Origin of the sequence: Sorangium sp. So ce1153, from assembly GCF_051521595.1 — a bacterium.
Lineage (GTDB): Bacteria > Myxococcota_A > Polyangia > Polyangiales > Polyangiaceae > Sorangium.
The window spans coordinates 413145-428739 of the sequence record NZ_CP150361.1; the positions used below are offsets into that span (position 1 = coordinate 413145).

General features: G+C 68.9%; 10 protein-coding genes. 4 read left to right on the plus strand and 6 right to left on the minus strand.

Annotated features, from left to right (window positions below; genetic code table 11):
• The first annotated feature begins 230 nt into the window (after positions 1-230).
• The gene (locus WME85_RS01465; RefSeq protein ID WP_437834581.1) at positions 231-3410 is read left to right on the plus strand and encodes a hypothetical protein; all 3180 of its coding nucleotides are present in this window, start codon (positions 231-233) and stop codon (positions 3408-3410) included.
• 57 nt (positions 3411-3467) lie between these two features.
• Here the strand turns inward: WME85_RS01465 and WME85_RS01470 are convergent, their stop codons facing one another.
• The 3 genes from WME85_RS01470 to WME85_RS01480 all read right to left on the minus strand — a co-directional run bounded on the left by WME85_RS01470 (position 3468) and on the right by WME85_RS01480 (position 5575).
• Complete coding sequence (locus WME85_RS01470; protein ID WP_437834584.1) at positions 3468-4196, minus strand: 2OG-Fe dioxygenase family protein; 729 nt, start codon at positions 4194-4196, stop codon at positions 3468-3470.
• A 101-nt stretch (positions 4197-4297) separates the two neighbouring features.
• A complete protein-coding gene (locus tag WME85_RS01475; RefSeq protein WP_437834586.1) occupies positions 4298-4579 on the minus strand; it encodes a DUF427 domain-containing protein in 282 nt (93 codons plus the stop codon).
• Between the two features lie 57 nt (positions 4580-4636).
• The gene (locus WME85_RS01480) at positions 4637-5575 is read right to left on the minus strand and encodes a LysR substrate-binding domain-containing protein (RefSeq protein WP_437834589.1); all 939 of its coding nucleotides are present in this window, start codon (positions 5573-5575) and stop codon (positions 4637-4639) included.
• A gap of 118 nt (positions 5576-5693) precedes the next feature.
• Between WME85_RS01480 and WME85_RS01485 the strand changes: the two genes are divergently transcribed.
• The gene (locus tag WME85_RS01485; RefSeq protein ID WP_437834592.1) at positions 5694-6464 is read left to right on the plus strand and encodes an SDR family NAD(P)-dependent oxidoreductase; all 771 of its coding nucleotides are present in this window, start codon (positions 5694-5696) and stop codon (positions 6462-6464) included.
• A 19-nt stretch (positions 6465-6483) separates the two neighbouring features.
• Here WME85_RS01485 and WME85_RS01490 read toward each other — a convergent pair whose 3' ends face one another.
• Positions 6484-6819, minus strand: a complete 336-nt coding sequence (locus tag WME85_RS01490) for a hypothetical protein (RefSeq protein ID WP_437834595.1) — start codon at positions 6817-6819, stop codon at positions 6484-6486.
• Positions 6820-7021: 202 nt separating this feature from the next.
• On the opposite strand from WME85_RS01490, the gene WME85_RS01495 reads away from it, so the two are divergent.
• Both WME85_RS01495 and WME85_RS01500 read left to right on the plus strand, forming a co-directional pair.
• Positions 7022-10960 (plus strand): RHS repeat-associated core domain-containing protein, encoded by a 3939-nt coding sequence (locus tag WME85_RS01495; RefSeq protein WP_437834598.1) that lies wholly within the window; start codon positions 7022-7024, stop codon positions 10958-10960.
• A gap of 56 nt (positions 10961-11016) precedes the next feature.
• Positions 11017-11634 (plus strand): leucine-rich repeat domain-containing protein, encoded by a 618-nt coding sequence (locus tag WME85_RS01500; protein WP_437834601.1) that lies wholly within the window; start codon positions 11017-11019, stop codon positions 11632-11634.
• A 24-nt stretch (positions 11635-11658) separates the two neighbouring features.
• On the opposite strand, the gene WME85_RS01505 is transcribed toward WME85_RS01500, so the two are convergent.
• Together WME85_RS01505 and WME85_RS01510 are read right to left on the minus strand one after the other, a co-directional pair.
• Entirely contained in the window at positions 11659-12771 is a 1113-nt protein-coding gene (locus WME85_RS01505; RefSeq protein WP_437834604.1) for a hypothetical protein, read from the minus strand.
• Positions 12768-15590, minus strand: a complete 2823-nt coding sequence (locus tag WME85_RS01510; protein WP_437834607.1) for a family 20 glycosylhydrolase — start codon at positions 15588-15590, stop codon at positions 12768-12770. The genes WME85_RS01505 and WME85_RS01510 overlap by 4 nt, the downstream gene beginning before the upstream one ends.
• Positions 15591-15595 lie beyond the last annotated feature (5 nt).

Genomic DNA, 15595 nt, shown 5'->3' on the forward strand with positions numbered 1-15595 from the left:
CGCAACACCCCCGCTCGACCCCATCGCCCCGGAGAACGCCCGCCAGCGGCGCGGCACGCGGCGGTTCGCGTGACGGGCCAGCGCAAGGCGCTGTGGCCGCCGCCCCGAGCGCGCCCCGGAGCGAGCTGGAACGGGGCGTGCAGTCACCTCGCACAACGAGGTCGCGCCACGACCTCGCGCAACGACACCCCCGTTCTCTCCGGCCCCCGCGCCGGAAGAGGTGAATCGACATGAGCCCTCGCATCGACCGTGTTCCCCAGAGCCCCACGTTTTCCTTCCGCCGCCCGCCGCCGCGCCGCTTGACGTCCCTCGCCGCGCTCCTCGTCGCGGCCGGCGTCTCGTGCGCCCCGCCCCACGACACCGACGATCTCGACGCCGAGGCGGGCGATGCCGTCGCCTCGCGGGCGACCGACGCCGAGAGCCGCGGCGACACGGGCCGGGCGCGGTCGGCCCTCGTGACGACCGCGGCGGTGCTCCCCGCGGCGGAGCTCGATCGGGTCGCGTACGCGGCCGCCGCCGCGAAGGTGAACGATCCAGGGCTCGACCTCCTGGCCGACGCCACGAGCCGGCTCGCGGCGCGCCACCCGGGGCTCTCGGCGGCCGAGTACCAGAGCGCCATCGCCGCGATGTGGACGACCCTCGAGGCGAGCCAGCCGAACGCGCTGCACGACCTGAGCGGCCAGGAGATGCGCTTCATCAGCCGGACGATCGCCCGCATGGTGCCCCGGCTCGGCAGCGGCGCGCCCGCGGACGCGCTGCGCGAGACGGCGCGGCGCTACATGGCCGCCCTGCGCAGCGACCTCGACGAGGTCCGCAAGGTGTCGCCCCTGGACTCGCTCCACGACCAGCACGGGGCGGCCCAGCTGTTCCGCGAGGGGTGCTGGGAGCGCCTCCACGCCGCGGCGCGGGCGAGCGGCGCCCTCTCCGCCGCCGTCGACGGCAGCGTCGTCCAGCAGCGCCTCGCCGTGCGGACCAGCGACCCGGCGAGCCTCATCCTCGGCGTCCACCCGGTCGAGCCGCTGCGGAGCTTCGTGCTCGCCAACGTCCAGGCGGACGGCAGCCTCACCGCCAGCCAGAGCGCGGTGGAGACCCTGATCGAGGCGGCCGGCAGCGCGGCGCTCGCGCAGACACGGGGCTACGCGGACAACCTCTTCGCCCTCGACGCCGCCGAGCAGCAGTACCGGAGCTCCAGGCCGGCAGTGGGCGCGGCCAGCGCCGGCCCGTCCGCGCTCGCCGCGGGGGACGCGAGCGACGCGGAGTCCAAGCTGAAGAAGGCCATCGAGGACGCCACGAAGAAGCAGAAGCAGCTCGCCGACAAGCTCGACAGCGTGAAGTCCGGCGCCACCGGCGCCCTGGGGCTCGCCGCGAAGCTGGCGTCGATGTCCAACGACCCCGACTTCGCGAGCGACATCGAGCTCCTCAGCAAGACGACATCCATCCTCCTCGACACCTTCTCGAAGCAATCGAAGGGCGCGATCGAGACGGCGTCGAAGCTCGTCGGCCTGCTGAACCTGGGCGAGACCGGCTTCAAGGTCATCGGCGCCGCCGTGCTCACCGGCGACCTGATCGGGGCTGTCTTCCAGATCGTCTCGCTGTTCAACAGGGAAGACAAGCCGTCGATCAACCAGAAGATCCTCCAGAACCTGCGCGACATCCGCGAGCTCGTCGTCGACGTCCGCACCGAGATGCACGCGCGCTTCGATCGCCTCGATCGGAAGCTCAACGGCATCTACGACGCGGTGATGGAGCAGTTCGAGCACATCAACTTCGAGCTCGGCGAGCTCGAGGTGGACCTCGAGGAGGTGCAGCTCGCCCTGTTCACCCTGCAGGCCGACCTCAACCGGCTGGATCGCAACATCTACGCCTTCCTCGACGCGGCGGAGCGGCAGCCGCTCGTGGAGGGCATCGCCGGCTTCCTCAACTACCAGCAGCGCACAGGGCTCGAGATGGCGTACAGCCCGACCTTCCTCGACGGCGAGAACCGCTTCTACACCTGGAGCTACTTCACGTCGAAGGACGCCATCCAGGCAGGCCCGGCCAGCCGGAGCTTCGACGACGCGCAGATACCGACCGAGATCGGCAACTACCCGCTCGCGACCAACATCAATTATCTGAGCGAGCTCTCCGCCGTCAAATTCGGACTCTCGCGGCTGTCGTCGGAGCGGCTGGCCAACCCGCTCACCTGGATGACGGCGGCGGAGAGCTATGCGCAGCTCGGCGAGGAGTGGCCCGAGCACGCGGGCCGGATCGACCCGGACCGGCTGGAGCGCGTCATCGACGCGGGAGAGGACCTGGCGGCGGGCCTCGACCGGATCGCCTCACCCGCGCTGATGCGGAGGCTGTCGGACCACTACCGCGGCAGGATGACCGCGCTGCGCGACGCCATCGCGAGCTTCGAGACGACGTTCGAGGCCGCTCCGAGCCTCAAGCTCCACGGCGTCGATCTGTGGAGCGGCGCCGACCAGGTCCCGACCGCGCACGACCTCGCGGGACAGAAGCCGCTCCGGTCGTGCCGGAACAAGACCTTCAAGGACGGCCGGGAGTCGTTCGAGCTCGATCTCGCCCCCTTCGCCGCCGATTATGCGCCGCTCGCGCCGTTCCTGATCGCGGACAACCTCGGCGGGCTCTCCGACCTGAAGCCGTGCATCCACGCCAGCTGGACCTGGGAGAAGTCGGCGGAGGTCCCCTGGGGCCGGCTCTGGACCTTCCGGCTCGATTTCGCGGTCCGGGTGAACTACGGCGCGACGGCGGTCCACGAGATCTTGTTCACGACGAGCACGCGGCAGACCCGGCTCATCAGGAGCTACGATCCGCCGTTCGATCCCGACGCCACCTGGACGCCCGAGTACTACATGACCGAGGCGGTCTGGAACCAGCGCGCGCTCTCCTCGCGCCGGCTCCTGGCCACCTCGGCCCTCCTCGACCAGGCGCGCGCCGGGGTGGAGCGGAAGCTGGACGAGCTGCAGCGCGTTTTCTACGGCCAGGTGGCGACCAAGCTCGCGCAGCTCGGCGATCCGATCCAGGCCGCCGGCAACCAGCTCACCGGCTCGAAGGGGCTCTGGGAATCGTACGTGGCCCTCGGCTTCCCGCTCTCGCTCGAGCAGAACGACGCCCTGCGCTCGCTCCTCTACGGCGGCGAGTCGCTGCTCACCGGCGCCGGCGGCGACCCCGGCTTCATGAACAGCGTCCGCAACATCTATCTCTTCATGAGCCAGTCCGACGAGCTCCCGGTGAACAACATCCTGCCGGCGGTCGTGTCGCTCTCGAGGGAGCGCTCCGATCGGCTGCTCACCACGGTGAACGACATCAACGCGGAGATCCGCGCGGCCCAGGAGCTCGAGGGCAGCGCGCTCGTCAACGGGACCCTCACGCGCCTGTACCTGCTCAAGGCACAGACGCCGGGCGGCTGAGCGGACGACGCGCGACGCGCTGACGAGACGTCCGGAGCGGGCGCCAGCCCCGGCGCTTCAGGCGCCCTGGAAGCCGCCCGCGCGGCACGTCATCACCAGCGTGTCGCGATGGCCGGGCTCGCCGGCGGGCTGGATCGGCGTCGTCTCGTGGATCACGCGCTCGTCGTCCAGGAGCAGCAGGCTCCACGGCTCGGTGAGCGTGAATCGCTGGCCCGCGGGCCCGTCCGCCTGGAAGACACGCGTCTCGCCGCCCTTGATGCGCTCGCGCCCGACGAGGAACACCGCCACGAGATCCACGCCGTCGCGGTGGGCGCCTTCCGGCGTGGGGCGGCCGATGCCCCCTTCGGTATCGATGCGGAACTGGTGCGCCTCGACGAACCAGGGCTGCTCGCCCTTGAGGCCGGAAGCGACCCGCCCGAGCGCGCGCAGCAGGCCCGCCCAGGCGGGCTGGCTCACCACCTGCGGCTGGATCGGCTCGAACCACCGCTGCATGCCGCCGTGCAGCGCGTTGTACTCGACGGGCTGCCAGTGCGCGCGATGGGGCGCCTGGCGCACCGCGCCGCCTTCGACGACGAAGCACGAATGCCGCCGGCTGCGGTAGTGGCCGCCGTCCTTGAGGTAGCGGTCCTGCGGCAGGTCGTCCCAGGAGGGCCGCAGCGCGTGCAGATCGCGCAGGGCGCAGCCCGTGAGCTCGGCGACGCCCTGCGGGCTGAGCACCGCATAGCCCTGCTGGCGCAGCAGCACGGGCACCTGCGCGGGATAGGTGAAGGCGGGCGTGAGCTCCATCGGCCGCAAGCTTAACCCGCGGCCGGCGGCTTCGAGCAAGCGGCTTCCCGCCCGCGCCGCGCGCCGCCGGGCTGACCGCGATCAGCGCGCGAGCCGCCGCGTCAGTCGACGACCTTCACGCCCTTCCAGAACGCGACGCGGTCGCGCACCATCGCGGCCTCGGGCCTGGGGTCGGGGTAGTACCAGACCGCCTCGGGGTTGAGCTCGCCGTCCACGAACAGCGAGTAGTAGCTGGCCGTGCCTTTCCACGAGCAGACGGTGTGGTGGTCGCTGGCGGTCACGTAGTCGCGCTTGAGCGAGCTCGCGGGGAAGTAGTGGTTGCCTTCCACCAGCACGGTGTCGTCGCTCTCGGCGATGACCTTGTCTTTCCAGATGGCTTTCATCGGTTCCTCCTTCGGGTGCGCACAGCCAGCGCAGGATGATACGTCTGGCAGCATGGGTCAGCGGTCGATCGCGTCGATCGCGTCGATCGCGTCGATCGCGTCGAGGTGCGGAGAGAGCACCTCGGCGAGCCAGCTCATCACCGCGCGGACGCGGCGCGGCACGCTCCTGCCGTGCGTGTGGAGCAGCGAGACCGGCATGGGCGCGCAGGTGAGGGCGGGCAGGACCTCGACGAGCGCGCCCGCGGTGATGCTGGCGAGCATCCCTGCCCGCGGCGCCTGGATGATGCCGAGGCCCGCCAGGCACGCCGCGCGGTAGGCGTCGGCGTTGTTGACCGTCACCACGCTGCGCATCGGCCGCTCGCGGTAGCCGCCCTCGTGGGGGTACTCGAACGACGGCGCGTCGGCGCCGAGCGTGAGCGAGTAATGCACGACGAGGTGCCGCTCGAGATCCTCGAGCCGGCGCGGCGTGCCGTGCTCGCGCAGGTAGGACGGGCTCGCGCAGTTGATCATCCGGAGGGCGCCGAGCCTGCGGCCGACGAGCCCCGGGTCGCCCGGGGCGCCGATGCGCAGGACGCAGTCGAAGCCCTCGCGGAGCGGCTCGACGCGCCGATCGGTCGTGCTGAGGAGCACCTCGAGCGCGGGGTGGCGCGCGAGCAGCTCGGGCAGGCGCGGGATGATGACGTCGCGCGCGAAGTTCACCGGCAGATCGATCCGCACGCGCCCGCGCAGGGCCCTCGCCGCCTGGAACATCGCGCCCAGGTCGTCGGCCTCGAGCGCGAGGCGCCGCGCCCGCGGGAGGAGCTCCTCCCCGTCGGGCGTGAGGCGCACGACCCGCGTCGAGCGCTGGAGGAGCCGGGTGCCGAGCTCCACCTCGAGCGCCTTCAGCCGCAGCGAGACGCGCGCCTTGGGCATGCCGAGGTGCTCGCCAGCCCGCGTGAAGCTCCCGAGCTCGGCCACCTTCACGAAGATCTTCAGCGACTCCAGGTCGATGCTCATTGTTTCGCCTGGCGAAACAGTGTGTCGGAACCCTGGGCCTTTCTCAACCGGGATCGGAGGACTATTCACTACCGCAGACAGCGGCGAGCGGCCGCGTCGCCATCGAAAGGACCCGACCATGAGCACATCGAAGCGCAGCACCGTCGCCCTCATCACCGGCGGAAACCGCGGGCTGGGCAAGAGCATGGCGCTCCACCTCGCGGAGCGCGGCGTGGGCGTCGTCATCACCTACCGCGGCAACGCGGCCGAGGCGGCGGAGGTGGTGAAGGAGATCGAGGCCAAGGGGGGCAAGGCAGCGGCCCTCGCGCTCGACGTCGCGAATACGCGCGGCTTCGACGCGTTCGTCGAGGCGGTGAGGGCGGAGCTCGGCGGCAAGTTCGGCCGCGATCGCCTCGATTTTCTGGTGAACAACGCCGGCATCGGCGCCCACGCGAGCTTCGCCGAGACGACGGAGGAGCAGTTCGACGCGCTCGTGAACGTCCACCTGAAGGGGACGTTCTTCCTCACGCAGAAGCTGCTGCCGCTGATCGCGGACGGGGGGCGGATCCTCAACATCTCGTCGGGGCTCGCGCGGCTCACCCTCCCCGGGTACGCCGCGTACGCCGCGATGAAGGGCGGCGTGGAGGTGCTCACCCGCTACCTGGCGAAGGAGCTCGGGCCGCGGAAGATCTCGGTCAACGTGCTCGCGCCGGGCGCGATCGAGACCGACTTCGGGGGCGGCGCCGTGCGCGACAACGCCGAGCTGAACAAGATGATCGCCGCCCAGACGGCCCTCGGCCGGGTGGGCCTGCCGGACGACATCGGCGGCGCGGTCGCGATGCTCCTCGCGCCCGAGAGCCACTGGATCACCGGCCAGCGGATCGAGGCGTCAGGCGGCCAGATGCTCTGAGGCGGGCGCCATCACCGCATCACCGCGGCGCGCGCACCACCCGGCCGCCGTTGGCCTCGTCGACCGCATAGACGCAGGCGCCCTGCACCGCCACCGCCGCGGGGCGCGTCAGGCCCTCGGCGAGCACCTCGGGGTAGCCGGGGCAGCCCGCGGTCGGACAGCGCATCACCGTGCCCGCGCCGCGGTTGACCCAGTACGCGTCCGCGCCGTCGATCAGGATCGCCGCGGGCTCGCGCAAGGGACGCGCCGGCTCGGTCTGCGGCGCGAGCGCCTCCTCGGCGCACCCTTCCACGAGGTCGCAGCGGGAGACGGGAGCGAGGCGGCGGACGCGATCGCCCTCACCGCTCGTCCACACCACAAAGGCCCGACCGCGGCGAGCGCTGCAGGCGCGCTTGCCCAACGCGGGTCCGATCGCGGCAACGTCCGCGCTTGCATCGGGCGTGTTGGATGCAGCTTCCGTCCCCCAGCGAAGGCATTTCTGTCGTCGCGCCACCGCGAGGGCTCGGTTAATATGGCCGCGCTGCTCCGCCTACCGCGGATCATCTGGAAACACAGCGATGGCACGCACCGCACCCGTACCGAACATCCCCGCAATTCCCGGCATGAACCCCGGCGTCTTCATCGCTGGTGGAGGCGGTGGAGGCGGCGGAGGACGCGGAAAAGGTGGCAGTGGGCGCGGCGGGAAGCAGGGCGCAGGCGGCAAGAATGGCAAGGGAGATCCTGGCGGCGGTGGCAAGGACGCAAAAGGCTGTGGGCCCGGCGCGAACGGCGGATGCACCAACTGCGGTCGCAGTATCGCCAAAGGAGATCCCGTCGACGTCATCTCGGGAGAGGTCTTCACGAACCCCGAGACGGACCTCTTCTTGCCGGGGTTCTTCAATCTCGAGATCACCCGCGCGTATTCCTCTGCTCAATGCGACGAGGATGTCGGCTTGGGATTCGGCTGGAGACACAGCTTGGCCTGGACGCTGGAAGAGACCCGACGCGGACTCGTCCTGCGGACAGGCGACGGTGGCGTGGAGACCCTTCCGGCGTTGGATGGCATTGGCGAGCAGGCGTCGGTCGGGCCGTGGGGGATCATGCGCACTGAAACGGGCTATGTTGTACGGCCGGGCAGCGAGTTCATCCATCACTTCGCCAAGACCGATCCGGCGTCGCCAATATACAACCTGGTCGCGGTCAGTTATCGAGCGCGTGGCTGGCTGCGCTTGAACTACGATGCCGGGCGCCTGATACGCGCGATGGACTCGGCAGGGCGCACCATCGTCTTCCACGGTACGCAGGAGGGTCGAATCCGTTCGATCTCCGTGCCAGATACCAATGGATATTCGCTCACTTTCGCCCGTTTCGAGTACGATTCTCGTGGCGACCTTATCGAGGCCATTGACGTCGATGGTTACTCAACCCGCTTCGCCTACGACGAGCATCATCGCCTACAGCGCCTCGAATATCCGAGCGGGATCGTGTTCCACTTCGTCTACGATGACGAGGGGCGCTGCGTCGAGACCTGGGGCAACTATCCCGGACACGCCGATCCCGCGCTGGCTCCCGAAGCGCCGGCCGTGCTACGGGACGGGCGCCTAGCCAAAGGTATCTATCATTGCCGCTTCACGTATGACGGCGATTATACCGAGGTCGTCGACTCCGTGCGGCTGCAGCGCTTCTTTCGTGGTCCCGCCGATGAAATCGGCAGAGCCGTGAGCGCTCGAGGCGGCGTTACGACGCGCACCTTTGACAATCAAGACCGTATGACGTCGCTCACCGACCCGACAGGGGCGACGTGGAACTGGCAGTATGACGAGATGGATGAGATCGTCGGGGAGACGAGTCCCGACGGGCAGACCCTCCACGTCCAGCGCGACGCGCTGGGTAGAGAGCTCGAGATCATCGATCCCGCCGGCGGCGGCACGACCATCTATCGCGACCGTTCCGGCGAAATCGTCTACATGCGCGATCAGAGAGGTGGAGTGATCCAGTTCAACCACCTCAATCGCGGTGTCGCGCGTGAGGTCATCGATGAACGTGGCGGGAGACATCTGTTCGAGCACGATCATCACGGCAACTGCATCTCTCGCACGTTCCCGAACGGGGCGCGTTACGAGTTCATGTACGACTACTGGGGGCGCCTGCTCCGGATCGTGAACCCGCTCGGTCACGAAGTACATCTGCGTTACACTCGATCGGGGCGGCTGGCGCAGCTTGTGGATCAGCTCGGCCGAATCACGAGCTATCGCTACGACGGGATGGGTAACCTGGTCTCGACCACGGAGCCAAATGGCAGCACGACGACCTATGAGTATGGTGGGCTGAATTGGCTCACGCGCGTTGTACACCCCGATGGAACAGAGCTTCGGGCGTCCTACAACCGCGAGGGGTGGCTGCTATACCACCTGAACGAACGAGGCGAGAAATCCGAGCGCTCGTACCTGGCAGACGGGAATGTCTCCTCGGAGCGCCAGTTCCATGGCGCGACCGTCCGCTACCAGCGCGATCTGCTCGGGCGCATCACGGGATACGACGAAGGCGATGGCCTGCATGAGCTGAAGCTCAGCCCGGCGGGGCAGATCCTCGAGCACATCGCGCCCGACAACTCCGCGCAGCGCTTCGAGTACGACGCGCGCGGCGAGCTGACGCTGGCGTCCTCTGCGCAGGTCGAGCTCACGTTCGAGCGTGACGCGGCGGGCCGGATCACCAAGGAATCCGTCACCGTGGAAGGAACCACCTACGTCGTTCAGAGCTGGCGTAACGAAGCCGGAGACCGCTTGGCCCTCCGTACGTCGCTCGGCCATGAGCTGCGCATGAAGCGAGACGCGAACGGTCGCGTCGCAGCGCTTGAGGATCGCGACGGTCGCGTCCTGTCCATTGAGCGAAGCCCACTCGGCTCCGTGCAGCGCATCGATTTTGCCGGCGGCGGATCGATCGTCGACGTACGAGATGCCGCCAACCGCCTGCGGCGCCGCCACGTCGAGAGGTCGCAGGAAGATCAACGAAGGCACGAGCCGGAGTGGATCGGGATCGATCGCGCAGGTACGGTCGATCGTCGCTACGAGTACACCGATGTAGACGAGCTCCTTAGCGTATCTACCGCGGCTGACCAGGCCCATGTGTTCGAGTACGACGCCAGAAAGCGACTCGTCTGCAAACAGCACGACGATGGCACGCGCGAGGTGTTCCACGTCGATCCTTGCTCTAATTACAGCGAGCTCGGCGCCCGTGGCCTCGAGCGCAGCTACGCGCAAGGTAACGTCCTCAGGACGCGCGGGGACACCGAGTACACCCACGACGTACGAGGTTACCTTATCGAGAAGAAAGTGCGAGGCTCGGCATCTACGACGCCGGAAATATGGCGCTACACGTGGAATGCGTATGGTCTTCTGGAGAGCGTCGATCGTCCCGACGGAGTTCACGTGGAGTTCCTGTACGATGTCTTCGCGCGCCGCGTCGCTAAGCGCACGCTGCAAGACGGACGCGTCACCGCCCGATACCACTATGTTTGGGATATCATGTCATTGATCCACGAGGTGAAGATCGGCGATTCAGGGGTGCCGGAGTCGGTCCGTACATACCTGTTCGAGGACTCCGAGGACCCGATGCCGCTCGGGCACCGCGACGTCGCAGGAGGCGCGTGGGTCTACTACGTCGAGGATATCATCGGCACGCCGACGGAACTGGTCGACGCGACCGGCCATTTACTGGGCAGACTCGATCGCTCTATTTTCGGGAAAGCGCGGCCTGCTCCGGGGTCGAAGGATACAACTCAATTTCGCTCTCCCGGCCAGTACGAAGATTCCGAGACCGGTCTCCACTACAATCGCTATCGATACTATGACCCTGAGATCGGTAGGTACATAAGCCCCGATCCCATCGGCTATCTCGGCGGGCTCAACCTGTTCGCCTACGGCCCTAATCCGATCGGTTGGCCCGATCCGCTGGGGCTGGTCATCGCCCAGTTGACAGGTGCACCGGCGGCGTTCGAGGACTTTGCGGGGAACCCGAGCGGATTCCCCTCTGGCGGCGTGACATCGCCCGGTCTGAACGCTCCTGCCGCAGGCTTCAATCCGCGCAACAACGGATGCGGTGAGCAGAAGTTCGCTCAGGAATTGCTCGCGTTCGGAAAGACGAAATCAGCGCGGGAGCTACCGCGCCGGCAGCGCAAGTACAAGCTGGAGGGCAAGTTCCCACCGTGCCCTACCTGTCACGCGGCGCTGATGCGCGCGGCGGCCGACACGAATTCGACTGTAGAGTACGTATGGGAGCAGCCTGAGGGGGTGGAGAACAAGGTCAGCTACAAGGGTAACAAGAACGGTTCGTGCAAGGTGAAGGGTAAGGGGACGGCAGGCAAGGAGGTCGCTACGGACTACGATCACAACCTGGGAGCCGCCGCCAACCCTAAGGCGACGACGACGCAGGGATACTATGGTGTCGCATTCGGAAGCAAGTCAGACGCCACCTATGAGAAGCTGAGGCAGCAACAAAAGGACGAGAGGAAAAAATGAAGAGGGCTGCAAGACCCACGTCATCCTCGCGTGATCCCTTGGACGTGGAGAGAGCCGTGAATGACGCGCTCAAGAAGATTGCCGTCGCCGCCGGTCAAGGAAGTAAGACGCTCAATCTTCGCGCGCTGAGCCTCGACGATCTGCCTGAGGAGATCGGGACCCTCACCACGCTGGAGGAGCTCGATCTGTCCCGCAACGCATTGAAACAGCTGCCGCCGTCCCTCGCGGGGCTTGGTCAGCTCTCGAAGCTGGATTTGAGCCGAAATCAACTGAAGTGGTTCCCTTCGGATCTGTGCGGATTGACCAGCCTGCGTAGCTTGAGCATGAGCGACAATGCCATCAAAGAGGTTCCAGTGTCGATAGCCGCGCTCGTCGAGCTCGAAGAGCTCGATCTCGGTTTCAATAAGCTGGAGCGATTGCCGAGAGATCTTTTTGCTCTCCCGAGGCTGCGTAAGCTGGAGCTGAGCGGCAACCAGCTGAAGCTTCTGCCACGAGAGGCGGGTCAGATGAAGGAGCTCGTCGAACTCTGGATCGTCGATAATCCGTTTTCTGTTCTGCCCAAAGAGATATGGAATCTACCAAAGCTGACGTGGCTTCACCTCGATGGCGATCAGTTCGCGCAGGTCCCAGAGGCCGTACGCAAGCGAGGTAAGCCTACACTACAGGTCGTATGACCCTTCGCGCAGCGCCGCCAGGCATCATCGCGGCGGAAGGTTCGCGCGCACCACCCGGCCGCCGTCGGCCTCGTCGACCGCATAGACGCAGGCGCCCTGCACCGCCACCGCCGCGGGGCGCGTCAGGCCCTCGGCGAGCACCTCGGGGTAGCCGGGGCAGCCCGCGGTCGGACAGCGCATCACCGTGCCCGCGCCGCGGTTGACCCAGTACGCGTCCGCGCCGTCGATCAGGATCGCCGCGGGCTCGCGCAGCGGGCGCGCCGGCTCGGTCTGCGGCGCGAGCGCCTCCTCGGCGCACCCTTCCACGAGGTCGCAGCGGGAGACGCCGCCCGCCGCCCCGCCCGGGTCGGCCCAGGTCCAGAGCACCTCGGCGCCGCCGAGCGCGATCCGGTCCGGAAAGTCGAGCAGCACCGCGATCTGCGCGGGCGCGACGGGCGGCGAGGCGCCCTTGTCCAGGCGGAGCACCCGGCCGAACTCGGCGCCCGTGCCCTGCTGGACCCAGACGACGTCGCCCGCGCCGCCCGGGGTGACCGCCACCCCGCGCGGGTGCGACTGGCTCGGCGCGAGCAGCTCCGGCGCCGCCCCGCAGCCCTCGGCGACGGGGCAGCGCAGCAGCTCTCCGGCGGTGCCGCTCGGCTCGTCGCGCGTCCAGTACACGTCGCGCCCGTCCGTCGCCAGGCCGCGCACCGCCTCGGCCTCGCCCGGGCCGAAGGCGATGAGCGAGGTCGCGCCCGCCGCGCAGCCGTCGGCCGGGCAATGCCAGAGCCCGTCGCCGGCGACCCACACGACGAGCCCCTCCGCGGCGGCGAGCAGGCCCGGCGCCGGCGTGAACGACACGAGGTCCTCCACCGCGTCCGTCGCGGGATCGAGGCGGCGGACGCGATCGCCCTCGCGGCTCGTCCACACCACATGACGCCCGACCGCGGCGATCGCCGCAGGCGCGCCGGCCGCCTCGCCCGCGGCGACGACGCACTGCACGCTGCAGTCCCCGGGCGCGCACCGGCCCGGGTCGCCCGGCGCGGGGCTCTCCTCGGCCCCGCCGGTCAGGCCGTCGAGGTCGATGTAACAGCCAGGGAGCAGCGCGAGGAGGGCCAGCGCGGCCCCCCTCGGCGCGGCGGTCGTCGCCCGGACCCTCACCGCGCCGCCCGCGCTCCCTCCGGCGCACCCGACGCCCCCGGCGCGTTCGGATCGACCACCGAGGTGCGGCTGCCGCGGCCGCGCGTGTCGAACGTCCGGAGCTTGACCACGCCGCTCACCGCCACCGGCCCGCTGTAGACCGCCGAGGTGGCGTCAGGCTCCGTGCCGTCGGTCGTGTAGCGGATCTCGAGCCCCGGGAACGCCACGTTCGCCACGAGCTTCCCGTCCTCGATCCGCGCGCCCGGCAGCGGGAGCCGGTAGTCCACGCCGCCGGCCAGGTGGTCCAGCCGCGGCAGCTCGCGCTGCCCCAGGCTGTTGGCGAATCGATTCCACGCCTCCGCGAGCAGGCTCGCGCGCGCGGCCGCGTCCTCCTCCGCCGCCCACGCCGGGTCCGGCGCCCAGGCCCGCTCCGCGAGGCTGATGAGCTTCGGGAAGACCAGGTACTCCATCGCCTGCTGCCCCTTGGCGTTCTCGCCCCAGAGCTGCCCCTGGATGCCGAGGATGTTCGCCCGGCCAGCTTCGGTCAGCCGCACGTGGTCCCGGAACATCTCGGCCTGATCGATCGGATTGCCCATGCGGTCGGCATGAGCGCTCTTGTAGACGTCGAGCGGCACGAACTCGTAGGGCTTTCGCGTGTCCACGAACCCGGCCCAGTAATAGCCAGGCTCCGAAGGATCCTTGTCGTAGGCGAGATCGAAATACAGGTTGGTCGCGTTGGAGAGGACCACCGGATAGCCGGCGTTGGCGAGCTTGTAGCCGTTGTCCTCGTCTCCCCAGCCCCAGACGTTGTTCCAGACATACGGCCTGAAGTTGCTGCTCAGGAACGCGGGGTTGGCCACCTTGTCGAAGCCGCTGCCGTCAGGCACCTTCTTCAGGCCGATCTCCTCCCAGCCGCCGGTCACGAGGCCGTGAGACGCCACGATCTCGTTGATCTTGCTGAGGAAATAGCTCGTCAGGTCGGCCGCGGAGCCGAGCTCGTCGCCCGCCTCCTCGTCGAGGAGGGCCTTGCACGCGGGGGACTGCTCCCACACGCCCTCCGGCACCTCGTCGCCGCCCGTGTGAAGGGTGGTGAGCGTCGCGCCAGCCTCGGCGTACATCGTCACGATGTCGTCCACGACCGCCTTCACGAACCTGTAGGTGGACTCCCGGCAGGGGTTCAGCACGTTGTCGTGCCACATCTGCACCGACATGTACTGGGATGCGTCTTCCGGATCGCTGAGCAGGAACTCCTCGGCCTTCTCGAGGTCGCCCTCGGCCGCGAGCCGCGCGCGGCGCGCCTCCATCGCCTTGACCGCGGCGCGGGCGTGGCCCGGCATGTCGATCTCGGGGATCACCTCGATGTGGCGCGCCTTCGCGTGGCGGAGGATCTCCACGAACTCGGCGCGGGTGTAATGGCCGCTGCCGCTCGAAGCCGGTGAGTCCGGGTCCGGACCGGAGCCGAACGAGGGGACGAGACGGTCCCCGTCGTCGAGGGTGTGGCCGCGCCGGGCGCCGACCTCGGTGAGCTCGGGCAGGCCGCGCACCTCGAGGCGGAACCCCTCGTCGTCGGTGAGGTGGAAATGGAACTTGTTCAGCTTGTAGAAGGCCATGACGTCGAGCAGCTTCAGCACGGCCTCCTTGCGCTGGAAGTTGCGCGCGACGTCGAGGTGCATGCCGCGGTAGGCGAAGCGCGGGGCGTCCTCCACCGTCACCGCGCCGATCGCGAGCTCCGGCCGGGCGCTCCGGTACGCCTCCACGGGCGCGAGGGCGCGCAGGCTCTGGATCCCGTAGAAGACCCCGGCCGCGTCGCTGCCCACGATCTCGACGCCATCTTCAGTGACCGTGAGCCGATAGGCCTCGTCGCCCGCCTGCCGCGGCCGGCCGCCGACGTCGAGCGCGCCTGTCGCCAGCGAGATCGCCGCCGTCCCCGCGGGCGGCGCGCCCTCGCGGACCTCCGGCGCGCCGCCGAGGAGGACCTCCAGCGCCTCCGCCAGAAAGGCGGCCTCGCCCTGGAGCCCCGCGGCGTGATAGATGGGCACCGCAGCCGACAACACGAGCTCTCCGGCGCCCGCCTCGAGGAGCACCGGCGAGGGCACGATCCTGTCCACCTCGCCAGGAGCGAGCAGGCGGACAGCCTGGTTCTCGTCATGGCGAGACGCCGTCGTCGGCACAGGGGTTATATCGCCGGGGAACCTGTCGGTCTGCTTCTCCTCCACGAACGGCGCGACGCTCTCGGAGCCGACAGGCTCCGGCGCGGAGGCCACGCCCTCGCCGTCCGTGAACACGAAGTAATAGCCCGCGGGCGCGTCCGTCGCCTTGATCGCCCAGTACGCCGCGTCGAAGGGGATGACGACGCTTTGCCCCGGCTGCACCGGCTCGAATGCCTCGGTCGGCTCCATCTTGAAGAAGTCGCCGTTGATCTGGGTGACCGTCACCCCCGCCGGCAGGCTCTCGGGCACGATCGTGCGGACGAAGTTGAAATAGAGCGTCCAGCCGCTGCTCCCGAGCGCGGCAGTTCCATGGTTGGTGATCGTCAGCGCCGAGCCGAAGCTCACCGCGGGGTTCTTCGTGTTGTCCAGCACCTCCCAGCTCACGGCGAGATCAGCGCCTGACGGGCGCTGCTGCGCCGAGTCGCCGCCCGCGCCACCGCCGCCTGTATCGCCGCCGCCGGTGTTGCCGCCGCCGGTGTTGCCGCCGCTGCCGCCGGTGTTGCCGCCGTCACCGCCCGTGCTGGTGCTCATCGTGGTGCTCCCGGTGGACGAGGACGTCTCGTCGTCGGCGCACCCTGCCACAAACAGGGCCGCGACGAGCAGCCCTCCTCGGATAACAGCCTTTCGCATGGCGC